This is a genomic window from Arthrobacter sp. TMP15, from assembly GCF_039529835.1.
Taxonomy (GTDB): domain Bacteria; phylum Actinomycetota; class Actinomycetes; order Actinomycetales; family Micrococcaceae; genus Specibacter.
The window spans coordinates 437,606-451,251 of record NZ_CP154262.1 but is presented as its reverse complement, the minus strand read 5'-3'; the positions used below and the strand labels follow the sequence as shown (position 1 = coordinate 451,251).

Annotated in this window: 13 protein-coding genes and 1 tRNA gene; 7 read left to right on the top strand and 7 right to left on the bottom strand. The window is 58.7% G+C overall.

Annotated features, from left to right (window positions below; genetic code table 11):
- The first annotated feature begins 15 nt into the window (after positions 1-15).
- The 7 genes from aztB to AAFM46_RS01980 all read left to right on the top strand — a co-directional run bounded on the left by aztB (position 16) and on the right by AAFM46_RS01980 (position 6,807).
- Positions 16-906, top strand: coding sequence for a zinc ABC transporter permease AztB (aztB, locus tag AAFM46_RS02010; RefSeq protein WP_343319238.1), 891 nt, complete (start codon positions 16-18; stop codon positions 904-906).
- Positions 903-2,153 (top strand): hypothetical protein, encoded by a 1,251-nt coding sequence (locus tag AAFM46_RS02005; protein WP_343319237.1) that lies wholly within the window; start codon positions 903-905, stop codon positions 2,151-2,153. The genes aztB and AAFM46_RS02005 overlap by 4 nt, the downstream gene beginning before the upstream one ends.
- Positions 2,150-3,106 (top strand): zinc ABC transporter substrate-binding protein AztC, encoded by a 957-nt coding sequence (gene aztC, locus AAFM46_RS02000; RefSeq protein ID WP_343319235.1) that lies wholly within the window; start codon positions 2,150-2,152, stop codon positions 3,104-3,106. Before AAFM46_RS02005 ends, aztC begins: the two co-directional genes overlap by 4 nt.
- Positions 3,107-3,167: 61 nt before the next feature.
- Positions 3,168-3,887, top strand: coding sequence for a dTMP kinase (gene tmk, locus AAFM46_RS01995; protein WP_283531409.1), 720 nt, complete (start codon positions 3,168-3,170; stop codon positions 3,885-3,887).
- Positions 3,884-5,053: a DNA polymerase III subunit delta' gene (locus AAFM46_RS01990; RefSeq protein WP_283531408.1), complete on the top strand. Its 1,170-nt coding sequence runs from the start codon at positions 3,884-3,886 to the stop codon at positions 5,051-5,053. Before tmk ends, AAFM46_RS01990 begins: the two co-directional genes overlap by 4 nt.
- Before the next feature lie 18 nt (positions 5,054-5,071).
- Positions 5,072-6,616, top strand: coding sequence for an alpha/beta hydrolase (locus AAFM46_RS01985; RefSeq protein WP_343319233.1), 1,545 nt, complete (start codon positions 5,072-5,074; stop codon positions 6,614-6,616).
- A gap of 115 nt (positions 6,617-6,731) precedes the next feature.
- Positions 6,732-6,807: transfer RNA gene (locus AAFM46_RS01980), tRNA-Thr, on the top strand.
- 184 nt (positions 6,808-6,991) lie between these two features.
- On the opposite strand, the gene AAFM46_RS01975 is transcribed toward AAFM46_RS01980, so the two are convergent.
- From AAFM46_RS01975 to AAFM46_RS01945, 7 genes are all read right to left on the bottom strand, one after another.
- Positions 6,992-8,146 carry an IS1249 family transposase gene (locus AAFM46_RS01975; protein WP_343320324.1) on the bottom strand — a complete coding sequence of 385 codons (1,155 nt, stop codon included), beginning with the start codon at positions 8,144-8,146 and terminating at the stop codon, positions 6,992-6,994.
- A 107-nt stretch (positions 8,147-8,253) separates the two neighbouring features.
- Entirely contained in the window at positions 8,254-9,351 is a 1,098-nt protein-coding gene (locus AAFM46_RS01970) for an ABC transporter ATP-binding protein (RefSeq protein ID WP_283531448.1), read from the bottom strand.
- 89 nt (positions 9,352-9,440) lie between these two features.
- Positions 9,441-11,039 (bottom strand): iron ABC transporter permease, encoded by a 1,599-nt coding sequence (locus AAFM46_RS01965; protein WP_343319231.1) that lies wholly within the window; start codon positions 11,037-11,039, stop codon positions 9,441-9,443.
- A 5-nt stretch (positions 11,040-11,044) separates the two neighbouring features.
- Positions 11,045-12,118 (bottom strand): iron ABC transporter substrate-binding protein, encoded by a 1,074-nt coding sequence (locus AAFM46_RS01960; RefSeq protein ID WP_343319230.1) that lies wholly within the window; start codon positions 12,116-12,118, stop codon positions 11,045-11,047.
- Between the two features lie 122 nt (positions 12,119-12,240).
- Positions 12,241-12,741, bottom strand: a complete 501-nt coding sequence (locus tag AAFM46_RS01955) for a hypothetical protein (RefSeq protein ID WP_343319228.1) — start codon at positions 12,739-12,741, stop codon at positions 12,241-12,243.
- Between the two features lie 5 nt (positions 12,742-12,746).
- Positions 12,747-13,400, bottom strand: coding sequence for a bacterial proteasome activator family protein (locus AAFM46_RS01950; RefSeq protein WP_283531403.1), 654 nt, complete (start codon positions 13,398-13,400; stop codon positions 12,747-12,749).
- A 55-nt stretch (positions 13,401-13,455) separates the two neighbouring features.
- On the bottom strand, positions 13,456-13,617 hold the full coding sequence (locus AAFM46_RS01945) for a YbdD/YjiX family protein (RefSeq protein ID WP_343319226.1): 162 nt from the start codon (positions 13,615-13,617) through the stop codon (positions 13,456-13,458).
- Positions 13,618-13,646: the final 29 nt, after the last annotated feature.

The following is a 13,646-nucleotide window of genomic DNA, read 5'->3' as shown; positions in this document are numbered from 1 at the left end:
TAGTATGCTGAGTGTATGGATTGGCTTTTTGAACCCTTCAACGTTTCCTTCGTTCAGCGCGCCCTGCTGGGCGGAACGGTTGTGGCCCTCTCATGCGCCATTGTTGGCACGTGGGTGGTGCTGCGCGGCATGGCTTTTTTAGGCGATGCAATGTCCCATGGCATGCTCCCCGGGATTGCTGTGGCTTTGTTGCTGGGCTTGAATCCGGTACTAGGCGCTGCTGTCAGTGCAACAGTGATGGCACTTGGGGTCTCACTCATGTCCCGTCACCAGCGACTCTCGCACGACACCTCAATCGGGCTCCTCTTTGTGGGCATGCTGGCGGCCGGAGTGATTATCATTTCCCGGTCACGATCATTTGCCGTGGATCTGACGGGCATTCTCTTTGGCGACATTCTGGCCGTCAAGTTCTCGGATATCTGGTTGTTGTGCGCCATCCTGGCCGGCACAGCAATGGTGGCAGCCATCTTCCACCGCCCGTTTATGGCCCTGGTGTTTGACGGGCGTAAAGCGGCAACCTTGGGGCTTCATCCGGAGCTGGCGGCCATTGTGCTTTTGCTATTGGTGACGGCAGCCATGGCTGGATCGTTCCAAGTGGTGGGCACGCTCTTAGTATTTGGGCTGCTGATTGCGCCACCTGCCGCAGCTCTGCCATGGGCTCGATCCATTCCCGCCATCATGGGCATCGCAGCGGTTCTGGGATGCACAGCTGTGGCTGCCGGTCTGCTCATCTCGTGGCACGCGCGGACCGCAGCCGGGGCCACAATTGCTGCTTCGGCTGTGGCGTTGTTCTTTATTTCCAGTGCTGCGAGCGCTCTCCGTCCATTGATCCTCCGGCCGCACTCCGCGGCCACCACCGAGAACACCACCGAGAACGTCACCGCCCAGAAAGGCTCCCCTGCATGAGTTCTTCCAAAACCACCTCCGGACTAATCTGCGCATTTATCCTCACAGCACTCGTTGCCTGCGGTTCCCCCGCTGCAGCACCGGTCCCCCATGGGTTCGTTGCCGGTGCCACGGAGGCTGAGGAACCTCAAATGAGGCTCTCCTACCTGTCCACGGAGGCCGGCAGCATTTCCATAATTGACCCTCTATCTGGGAATGAGACGGACACTTTCACCCTCCCTGGTGCGGAATCGATGCAGCATGACGGCCGCTTCCTATTTCTTAGAACCACTGCCGGTGCCGGGCTTAATGTCATTGATACAGGTGTCTGGGCGGTGGACCACGGAGATCACAAGCACTTCTACCACTCCACGGCTCAGCAACTGCAGGCGAAGGCGCCCGTCCCGGCTGGCGCTGTGGCCAGTGATGGGCACTGGGTAGGAATCTTTGATGAGCAAACAGGAGACACCTCCGTGCTGAACCGCAAAACACTGGAAACAGGTGTCCTCACAGTGGAAACCACTTTGTCAGGGACTCCACACACGGGACTGGCTATTCCCTATAAAGGGCGCATGCTTGTCACAGGCTCCCCCGGAAAGGACAAACTACCCACAACTGTTGCAGCCTTTGACTTGTCCGCGGGCCAGAGTACCGGTACTGACACGCACGGAGCCGCACTAGAGGGAAACGCCTCGGGCTCGCTCCTACCCACAGCGTGTCCAGCGCTGCGGGGACATGCAAGCACCCGGCACGGAGTGGTTTTGGGCTGCAGTGATGGCATCTTGGTCATCGGCGAGGAGGAAGGATCACTGACATCCACCAAAATCCCCTATCCGGAAAACGAACCCGACGAGCCGGCAACCTCCTTTAACCACCGGCCCGGATCCAGTGAGCTGACTGCTCTTGCGGGCACAACGGGGTTATGGCACGTAGACGTGGCGACGCTAAAGCTCACTTTCATGCCAAGCCCCGAACCCATAGTTGTTGCCTCCACAGCTGGCAACGGATCCCCTGCACTGGCGATGGGTCAAAGCGGCACCTTGTACGCTTTGGACCCTCTGACCGGACTGGTAGAAAATCAGTCCGCGCTTCTAACGCAAATGAAGCCCGGGCCACCTCCCGCCCTGGTACTTGACGCTGGCCGCGCCTACCTCAGCGACCCAGCGTCCACACTGATCCACGAGATCGATTACAAGGACAATCTTCGGGTTGCCCGCACCTTCACCACCACGGAACCGCTCGCCCAACTCGTGGAGACGGGACTATGAGGTACCGGGGGTCCAAGCGGGCGGTGACATCACGCCGTCGCACTGCCTTACCACTAATGGCCACGCTGCTGGCTACTGCCGGAGTACTCGCAGCGTGCGCGGCGGCGCCGGCAAATGAGAAGGCAACCATCATTGTCACCACAAATATTTTAGGTGATATTACCCGCAATATAGTGGGCGATTCTGCCACTGTAGTGGTTCTCATGGAGGCCAACGCCGATCCCCACTCCTTTGGCATATCAGCCCATCAGGCCGGTGAAATGGAACAAGCTGATGTGATCATCTTCAATGGGCTGGGATTGGAAGAGGCCGTCCTTGGCCATGTCGAATCGGCCAGGGAACAGGGTGTGCCGGTGCTGGAAGTGGGCGCCGTGATCAACCCGATTACACTGCCGGGAACTGGAGAGGCAGGAGCACAGGACCCACACTTTTGGACCGATCCCCAGCGGATCTTGACGGCCGTGGGTGCCATCGAGAACGCCGTCGTAGAGCATGTCCGGCTGAGCAACCCTGCCCACATACACAGCAATGCGGCCACCTACAAAGCAAATATTGGCGAACTTGATCAGTGGATGTCCGCCAAATTTGCGGCCGTTCCTGCGCAGAAGCGCAAACTCGTCACCAACCATCACGTGTTTGGCTATCTGGCGCAGCGTTTCGAGTTGGAGGTGATTGGCGCCGTTATCCCCAGTGGAACCACGCTTGCGGCACCCAGTGCCTCCGACCTCAGCGATCTGGCCAGCACAATCCGCGAGGCAGGGGTTCCGGCTATTTTTGCCGACACCTCACAGCCGGACAAACTCGCCACGGTTCTGGCAGAAGAGGCGAAGGTCCGGGTGCAGATCGTGCCGCTATTCTCGGAGTCACTCAGCGCTGCTGGCCAAGGCGCACAAACCTATATCGAGATGATGAGGACCAACACCAACCGCATGACCGCTGCCCTATTGGACTAGGTTCGCAGCCACGATACCCCACGGCAAGGTGGCTTTCAGCTGGGGCCGGTAGGCTAATGACGTGACTCATTCCTTAGCCCCGGCGCCGGGCCTATTCATTGCTTTTGAGGGCGGCGACGGCGCTGGAAAATCAACCCAAGCCGCTTTGCTGACCGATGTCCTCTCCGACGCCGGACGCGAAGTCCGCCGGACCCGCGAGCCAGGCGGGACTCCCGTAGGAGAAAAGCTGCGCTCCCTTGTCCTTGAACACGGCCAAGGTGAAATTGATGCAAAAACCGAGGCGCTGATCTTTGCTGCCGCCAGGGCCGCGCACGCCGCACAGGTGATCGTCCCCGCCGTCGCACGCGGTGAAATTGTGATCAGCGACAGGTACGCTGACTCTTCCATCGCCTATCAGGGTGCCGGCCGCGGGCTGGGCACCCAGGCCATCGTGACGCTCAACGAATGGGCTACGGATGGTCTTTGGCCGGACCTGACGGTGTTGCTGGATGTGACTCCTGCCGACGGCCGCAACCGGCGCACCGCAGGCGATGCTACTGAGGACAGGATGGAATCCGAGCCTGATCACTTCCACGCCACTATTCGCGCCGCATTTCTAGAACTCGCTTCGGCGCACCCGCAGCGGTACCTAGTGTTGCCAGCCAAGGCCGACATTGCCGAGCTGGCGGCGGCAATCAAGGACCGCGTTCTGGCTCTACTTGCCGCAGAACCGGCTCCCGGGCCTGAAAGATCCGGCCCTGAGAGATCCGGCGTTCAGGGGCAGACGGCCGGCACAGCATGAGTGTATGGGTAGATCTTCAAGGCCAGGAGTCGGTGGTGGCGCAGCTTCGCCGTGCCGCCCAGTCTGCTGCGCCCACACACGCCTGGCTCTTGACGGGCCCCCCTGGTTCGGGGCGTTCAAACGCGGCCCTCGCCTTTGCTGCTGCACTGGTGTGTGACCGTCCTGAACTGGCGGCTCGAGGCTGCGGCGTGTGCAAGGCCTGCCACACCACCATGAGCGGCACCAATGCCGATGTCACGTTCATTGCGACCGAAAAAACCACCATCACCATCGAAGAAGCCCGCAATCTTGTGCGCAAAGCTCACGACAGCCCTTCTTCGGCCCGCTGGCGCGTCATCATTGTCGGCGATGCCGACCGCATGGCCGAGCGCACCACCAATGTGCTGCTTAAAGCCATCGAGGAGCCCCCGCCGCGGACCATCTGGATTCTGTGCGCCCCCAGCCCGGCAGATGTGCTTGTCACCATCCGGTCCCGCTGCCGCACTTTAACCCTTCGGCTGCCTCCGGTTGCTGATGTTGCGGCATTGCTGGCGCGTCGCGATGGCATTGAACCCGACCTGGCGCTCTATGCCGCCCGTGCCGCGCAAAGTCACATCGGCATCGCCCGCCGGCTGGCTACCGATGCTGGCGCCCGGGAACGACGCAACACCACAGTGTCCCTGCCGCTGAACCTGCGTGACGTAACCACAGCTGTCCTTGCCGCCGGGTCCCTGCTTGAGCTTGCTCAGGCTGAAGCGGCTTCCTCCAATGAAGAGCGCGACGCCGTTGAAAAGGCCACCCTACTGCGTAACTTGGGTGCCCCAGAGACCGGGACGCTGCCGCCTCCCATGCGCAGCCAGGTCCGCGCCCTTGAAGAGGACCAAAAGCGCCGCGCCAAGCGATCGGTGACCGACCATCTGGACCGGGCGCTAACTGATCTGTTGTCCTTCTACAGGGACGTGCTGGTACTGCAGTTGGACTCCCGCGCAGGATCCGGCGTCGAACAGGAGATCCTGGAGCTTGTCAATGAACCACTGCGCGGGGCGCTGACGGAATTCGCTGCCGGTTCCCGCCCAGAAGCCACTCTCGAACGCATGGACGCTATCAACGCTGTGCGACGCCGTCTTACCACCACCAATGTTGCCCCACTGCTGGCTCTTGAAGCCATGGCAGTTAGCCTGCTCTAACCCATAAAGGACTTCTGTATGACAGCTGGAAACGTACTCCGAGAACGCCGCCCCCACTTTTTTCTCGCCCTTGGCGCCGTGGTTGCGATGTTGCTGAGCTCGTGCTCGGTGCTGGCTCCTGATCAGCCGGTGAAAACCTCGGCGTCCGCAGATGTGGTGGGAGAGGTGCCCGCTGAGCTTCAGGATTTTTACACTCAGGCCGTCACCTGGACTTCCTGCAATGGGGGTTTCCAATGCGCCGAAGTTGAGGTGCCAATGGACTACAAGAACCCAAAGAAAAAGTCCATCAAGCTCTCGGCGATTCGGCTTCCGGCATCTGGTAATCGGCAGGGTGCAATGCTGATCAACCCCGGCGGACCAGGCGGTTCCGGCGTGGATATGGTCAAAGACGGGGCGCAGTCATATTTTTCGGCGAAACTGCGCGGCGCTTATGACGTTGTTGGCTTTGATCCTCGCGGGGTCAAACGCTCCACACCGGTAAAGTGCCTTGATGATGCGCAGATGGACGCAGCCCGGCAAAAAGAATTTGATATGTCCACCGAGGAAGGATATGCCGCGGCGGAGGCTGAAACTAAAACCGAGTCGGAGCTGTGCCAAAAGAACTCCGGTCCAGAACTGGCCTTCCTTGACACCGTTAGCTCCGCCCGTGACATGGATATTCTGCGAGCCGTGGTGGGAGACAAAGCGCTGAACTATATGGGCTTCTCCTACGGCACCAAACTGGGTGCCACCTACGCTGGGTTGTTCCCTGAGCGGGTTGGAAAGTTTTCCCTTGACGGCGCTATGGACCCCTCCCTTGATATAGATGAAGTCTCGATGGGCCAAGCGGTGGGCTTTGAAAATGCGATGCGGGCGTGGGTTGCCAATTGTTTGAGCGGCACTGATTGCCCTGTCTCTGGCACTGTAGACGCAGCCATGAAGCAAATACGCGAGCTCAACGAGGTGTACACAGCAACCCCGCAGCAAACTCCTGAGGGGCGGGTGGTCACCGGAACCGAATTCACCGGTGCTCTAGCCTTCGGCATGTACTCAACAGATCTGTGGGCACCGCTAACAGGCGCTTTGACGCAGGCTTTCGCCGGGGACGCCTCTGGCATGTTGATGTTGGCTGACTTCTCAGCCGACCGTGATTCCGATGGCAAATACAACTCCAACACAGCTGCCGCTTTCACTGCAATCAACTGCCTTGATTACCCCATGAACTCGGATCTGGCACACATGCGTGAGCAGACCGAGCTCCTAAAAAAGGCTGCCCCCACTTTCGGTGAACTCCTTGCTTACTCGGGTTTGACATGCAAATTCTGGCCCTACCCGGCAACGGGTGAACCCGCCCCGATCTCCGCAGCGGGTGCCGGCCCCATCCTGGTTGTTGGCACCACAGGAGATCCGGCAACCCCCTACGCCTGGTCCGAGGCACTTGCCAAGCAGCTTGATTCCGGCGTTCTTGTAACGTGGAAAGGTGAGGGACACACGGCTTACGGACGCTCCAACGAGTGTTTGAGCGCAACAGTTGACGCATACTTTGTGGATGGAAAGGTCCCAGCAGCGGGCGTTACCTGCTGAGCCTTCTTCACTGGGACAGTATTTCGTGGTGCGGATTTTGTACATCCGCCCCACGCATATTAGAGTGGTTTCTTGTGTTCGGCTGCCTATTTCAATGGGAGTTCGGCTAGCACAGGCCTCCATAGCTCAGTTGGTAGAGCGTCTCACTCGTAATGAGAAGGTCAACAGTTCGATTCTGTTTGGAGGCCCCAACGAAACCCCCTAGATTCTTTACGAATCCAGGGGGTTTCTGCGTTCCACGTTGAGTCAGGTCCGGCTACCGGCCCCGAGTTGCCACTTATGGTGCCCAAATGCGCGCTATGGGCACCATAAGTGGCAACTCGCGGAGCGGAAAGAGGGGGTTAGCGGCCAAAATGTGTGTACAGCCCGGGCGTGTCAGTGGCTTCTTCCGCCCCATCCTTGTTGAATTCCATTGCCGTCTTCTGGGCTGAAGGCTGTGTCGTAGAGGGCAGGGCCGATGGGCTCGTGAACCATTTGTCGTTTCTTCTTTTTTGGTTGCCAGTGGTGGGCCTTCACTAGGTCCCAGGGATCTTTAGGGGCCTCGGTGTGGTGGTAGAGGTACCAGTCCACGGCTCGTTTGGCATGATCATCGCTAAGACCTCGATGGTCCCGAAGAAGGTGCTTCAAGCCAGCATTGATCCCACCCTCGAGCGGGCTCGTTGTCCTAGGGAGTTTCTGGTCTTCGGTGGCGTGGGTGAGCCAAGTAAACAGATGATCGTTCTGCAGGACTGTGGCTAGTGTTCCACGGGCTTGGCGCAGACGAAGATGCGTGAACCACCAGTTCTGGTTTGCCCGCACGTGTGAGGGCCTTTCACCGTTCTTCTTCGCGTAGGTGCGGTCCTTCAAGAACTTCTCCCAGCGTGCTTCCCAGGACGCGAACTCACCGACCCACACAGCGGCTTGATCCAGGGACTGGATCGGTGTTAAAGCCTTCGCTAGGGCCAGTAATTCCTTGCCAGCATCGAGTTTCGGACGCATCGTGAGGTGGGTACGGATGTTCTGTTGAATATGAAACAAACACCGCTGCACTCTTGTTTCTGGCCAGTGCTGACCCAACGCACTCTCGAGGCCTTTGTGCCCGTCGATGACGACCATGGCAGGGGCCGGGAGTTGCTTGAGTAACGCTGACCAGGAAGCATGTTTTTCCCGATCGCACCACTGCCAGCCAACAACGTGATCACCGGTGTAAGCAATGAGCACGCACCAGCCGTTGAAGTACGTTCCATCGAGGATGAGCACCGGGTGAATTTCCCCGGTCACAGGGGCTTGTGGGGCCACGTTCCAACACCAAGCACTCTGTCTCCGAAAGGTCCGTGATGAGCTGGCATGGGCGTCCTGACGGGTCTTGCCAGTGATCCATGACTGGAAAGCGGCGAACTCTGCTTTCTTGCTGATATCAACCCTGGATTGAGTACTGGAAGCACCACAGGATTTACACCGCCACCGGGTTTTACCTGCACTGGTCGAACCGTTCTTCACAAGCTTCTGAGCACATACACCACAACGGGGGTGGTTCTTGGGAACTGTCACCATACATGCTTTCAAAGCATGTACAAGGCCCTGCATCCCATATGATTACTGGTCAAAAGCCACTTTGCATACACACATTATGGCCGCTAACCCGAAAGAGGCTGGCGCTATCCTTCCCACGGGAAAACGACGCCTTCACCCACCACTTTCAGTGAAAGTTCGGTTCCAGGGCGTGCCAGCATTGCGTTCCAGTGGCGGATGTTGATCACTTCGCCACCGACGGGCTGGTGCGGATCCAGTGGATGCTCTGCGTCGACCAGGATGGGTTCAAGCTGGATGCGCACAGTGGTCTCCGGGCCAAAGTAGTCAGTATCAACCACGCGCCCCCGGATGGGGCCACCGCTGGAAATCCTGATCTGCTCGGGGCGCAGCATCAAATGCACCTTGCCCTGCACGGGAGGACGCCGCACAGGAATGCCGCCTAGCGAGCACAGCGCCAACGAACCCTCCATCCAGGCTTCAAGGATGACAGCGTCCCCTAGGAACTCTGCGGTGGCCCTGTCTGCGGGGCGAGTGTAAACAACAAAGGGGCTACCAATTTGGGCCAACCTGCCATCGCGCATGACAGCCACCTGATCGGCGAAGCTCAACGCCTCGGCCTGATCGTGCGTGACCAAGATGGTGGTTACACCGGCCTGCTCTAGCGTCTGGGAGACGGCCTTGCGCGTAGATACTCGCAAGCCTGCGTCAAGTGCACTAAACGGTTCATCCAACAGCATCAGCTCCGGCTGCCGGGCAAGCGCCCTCGCCAACGCCACACGCTGCTGCTGTCCACCGGAGAGCTGGTGCGGACGGCGCTTAGCGTAAGCGCGGTCCATGGACACCATCTCCAGCAACTCACCCACGCGTAGCGCAGCAGCTTTGCCCCGCAGATGAAGGCCAAAAGCAATGTTGGCACCAACACTAAGGTGCGGGAATAACGCGCCGTCTTGGGCCACGTATCCCACGCTGCGCTTGTGCGCCGGTACCCACTTCTCAGGCCCGGCAACTTCGGCACCACCTAAGGCTATGCGCCCGGAGTTGGGTGCCGAGAAGCCAGCGATTAGCCGCAACAATGTTGTCTTGCCAGATCCTGAGGGGCCAACGATTGCCGTGGTTCGTCCCTGCGCAACAGCCAGGTCCACACCCTTGAGCACGGGCGTGCCGCCAAAACTCTTACAAACATCGCTCAGTTCCAGGTGATCGGGGGTGTCACTTGAGTCCATGACAAACGTGCGTTGTTCTTTAGCTGCACGAGAGCTGGCTACACGAGAGCTGGCTACACGTGAGCTGAGGGGGGCGGTGGGTTGAGAGGTCATTGGCCTGCAGCTTTCTTGGATTGCACAAAGAGCAAGTACGTCATGGGCGCCGAGAGCAAAATCATCAACAGTGCGTAAGGTGCCGCACCCACATAGTCAATTTCGCTGCTTCGCGCCCAAAATTGTGTTGCCAGGGTACGGGTGCCGTTGGGGGCAAGCAGTAACGTAGCGGTGAGTTCATTGACGATGCCCAAAAATACTAGCGCAGCTCCACCGGCCGCGGCGGGGGCGGATAGCCGCAGGGTGACTTTGATGAATGCCAGCAGTGGCGGTTTGCCCAGTGCTTGGGCGGCCTCGTCAAGTTCACGTGGTGCCTGCGCTAAACCAGCCCGCAGATTCACCAGCGCCCGTGGCATGAACAACAAGGCGTAGGCAGCCACGAGGACCACTGAGGTTTGATAGATGGCTGGAATATTGTGGATGGTGATGGTCACCAAGGCTAGCGCCACGACAATTCCGGGCATGGAACTGGATATGTAGTTAACCGCTTCAAGGACCTTGCTAAAGGGTCCCGGATGGCGAATCACCAGGTAGGCAAGTGGAAAAGCCAGCACGGTGGTCAGGACTGCGCCAGCTAGGCCGTAGCCCAGTGTTTGCATGAGGGCCTCTAGGAGCGGACCCCCAACCCAAATCTCGCTTCCACCAGCGATCAGCCACCTGCCAACGTGCCACAGTGGTACCCCCAGAGCCAAGATACTCACCGCGACCAGCGCTATCTGGCTAGGGAGCTGAAATCCGCCCAATGTCCAGCGGTTGGGGCTGGACTGCACCCCGCCACCAACACGGGCGTAACGAGCGCTGCCGCGAGACCTAGATTCAGCCAGCAGCAACAGCAAACAAAAGACAACAAGGACACTGGCCAGCATATTTGCCGCCGCGCCATTAAAAGTGGAACGGAATTGATCGTAAATGGCCGTGGTGAAGGTGTCGAAAGTGATCATGGCGAAAGCGCCGTATTCGGCCAACAAGTGCAGCGAGACCAGCAATGCTCCACCAGCCGTTGCTAACCGCAATTGCGGCAACACAACCCGAAAAAATACCTGCCAAGGCCCTAGCCCCAGCGAGGCCGCGGACTGTTCCAAGGCAGGATCTAAACGACTCAGCACGGCGGCAACAGGAATGTACACCAGCGGGAAATAGGAAAGTACCGAGATCAGCACCCCACCAAAAATTCCCCCTAATGTGGGGATCGCACTAATCCAGGCATAGCTGTTCACGAACGCCGGGATGGCCAGCGGCGCCGCTAACAACACCGCCCAGATCTTGTGCCCGGCCAAACTGGTGCGTTCTACCAGCCACGCCCCACCCACACCGATCACTACACAGAGCGGCACAGTGATCACAACCAGCAAAACGGTATTAAAAAGTAGTTCCCCTACACGCGCCCGAAACACCAACGGCACAATGGTTTCCCACCCTGCATCAATGGTTGCGAACAGCACGAATCCCAGCGGCAGTAGAGAGAACGCAGCAATCAAAAGGCAAAAGACGACGACGGGCCAGGGGCCGAGGCGTGAGCCTCGGCCCCCAGCAGCGTTACGTGGGATTTTGGTGCCCAACTTGCGGGCCGCCGTCGTACTTTTTGGGGAAGTCATTGGAACTAGAGTAGACCAGCCTGCGTCATCAGATCGGTGACTTTGGCTGAGTTCAGCTTGGCGGGATCGATTTTCGGGGCCTGCAAATCAGCCAGCGGTGTCAGCTTGCTGTTAGCTGCAACGTCCGAACCAACGGGGTATTCAAAGCTCGTGCCAGTCTGCAACACGGTCTGACCGGCCTTGCCCGTGACAAATTCCAGGAATTTCTGGGCATTGTCTTGGTGCGCACTAGAAGCCAAGACGCCACCACCGGAAATGGATACGAAGGCGCCCGGGTCTTCATTCTTGAAGTAGTGCAGCGCAACATTTTTGGAGTTCTCGCCGGTCTTGTTCTGGTCACCAAACAAGTAGTAGTGGTAGATCACGGCCCCATCAACGGTGCCGGCATTGACAGCCTTCATGGCGGCACTGTTGCCCTTGATGGCCGTGGAGTTTTCCTTCATGGCCTTCAACCATGCAAGCGTGTCATCCTCGCCCTTGAGTTCCAGCATTGCCGAAACAATGGCTTGGAAGTCCGCACCGGAGGGTGACGCTGCCCAACGACCCTTCCATTCGGGATTGGCCAGGTCCATGATGGACTTGGGCAGCGTGGCCTCATCCAACTTGTTTTTGTCATACGCGAAAACCGTGCTGCGAGCAGCAATACCTGCCCACTTGTTCGTGGAGGGACGGTACTCTGCGGGCACCTGCTCCTGGACCTTGGCGCTGATGACAGCGAACAGGTTTGCATTCTCAAGTTGCGTCATGGCCGGTGAATTTTCGGTAAGGAAAACATCCGCCGGGGACTTGTCCCCCTCAGCAATAATCTGATTGCTCAATTCCAAGTCACTGCCCTGACGGAGGGTGACCTTGATGCCGGTTTCCTTAGTGAACGCGTCCACCCACGCCTGAGTCAAGGACTCGTGCTGAGCGTTGTACACGGTAATGGTGTCAGTTGACGCGCCCGCACTGCCGTTAGCACCATCGCTGGCTGCGGGGGTGGAGCCGCCACTGCATGCGGCCAATGCCACAACGGATACGCCGGCCAGCGCAGTCAATACGCTCTTGCTCAGTTGTTGCTTGGTGAACCAGGACTTCATGGGGAGCCTTCCATCGGGGGAATCAAAATTAGCGTACAACTATCAATCCTAATTCATAATAGGACAAGCTAACCTTACCCTTTACAAAGTGTGACGCTAATCTCTAGGCTCTTGAGCGGATGCTACGTCCCTGTGTGTGGTCCGGATTCAAGCAAGTCCTGCGCCCGTTGTACGTGCCTGTACACAATTGTTGCTTTAAGTTCGACGCCGGAACCCTCACCCACACCCAGTCTCACCAAAGCTACCGCCTCCGCTGCGGCCGCGAGGGCATTGCCAGCACGCGAAAGTTCACGGTGCACATCATTGAGGTAGCCGCCGGTGCCGAGGGGGATCTCCATTGCTTCGCTGGGGCCTGCAGCTTGGGCTTTTGCGGCAATGCTGCGCACCACGGGTAATAGTTCCGCGAGTCCATTAGCCACAATCACCAAGGCTTGATAGTTTCCAGCGGCCAGGTCGTTTGACTGGCCAGGTGCGGCTCCGGCTTCTTCTAGCCCCTCCAGCATTTGGTGGAAACGATCCAAGCCTCGCCGGAATCTGTCATGAGCACGGCGCCAAACACCCCTGCCAAGTTCCACGTCATCGCGCTTGGTTTGGCGGGCTGCCGAAAAAAGTCCCTTTAACATCCCCGTTAGAGGTACTGTCCAGGTCCGCCTGAATCCGGGCGGCCCGTCTCTGAATAGCCGCCAAGGGGCCCGTTCTGGGCTCCCGAGGCACGCTGTGGTTCGCCGTTTTCTCCCACAATCACACCGGGTGCGATCATGGTGCCGGGCGGAAGCTGATGCAGAGCAAGACGTGCTGCGGTTTGCTGGTTGGCCATCGCCTGGGCGGCCAGCGCTGTTTGAATACCGTGAAACAACCCCTCAAGCCAGCCAACCAACTGCGCCTGGGCAATGCGCAGTTCGGCATCCGACGGCGCACTTGTATCCGTGAACGGCAAGCTGAGGCGGTGCAGCTCATCAACCAGCTCCGGGGCCAGTCCGTCCTCAAGCTCCTTGATGGAGGTGTGATGAATTTGCGCCAGCCGGGCCCGGGCGGCGTCGTCCAAGGGTGCGCTCTTGACCTCTTCGAGGAGTTGCTTGACCATTGTGCCGATACGCAGCACTTTGGCTGGCTGATCCACCATGTCAGCAACACTTGCCGGCTTGTCTGCGGACCTGTTTGGGACGGGCGGTTTCGCAGCGTTTTCCACTGCCCCGCTGTCCTGTCCAACAACTAGTGAACTGTCAATGACTTTGCCCACAGCGCCGTCTTCACTGGCCGGTATCTGCCCCTTTTTGTTCATGCTGTTAGTCTCTCACGGGCCCGCAGAATCCGGTCCACGTCATGTATTAGCGACCTCAACAGCATCGTCCTTCAGGGTTGGCTTCCTGGCGATCGGTCTTATCTCGCCAGAATTCCTTAACGCTCATGGGTGCAGTTGCGCAGCCGCTGGCACGGTGATGGTCCAGGTATTTCTCATACAAATCCTCGCCAAGGACTCCCTTGAGATACTTAGCCACAAGCCCTAAACCTTGCCAGGAGCTGCGCA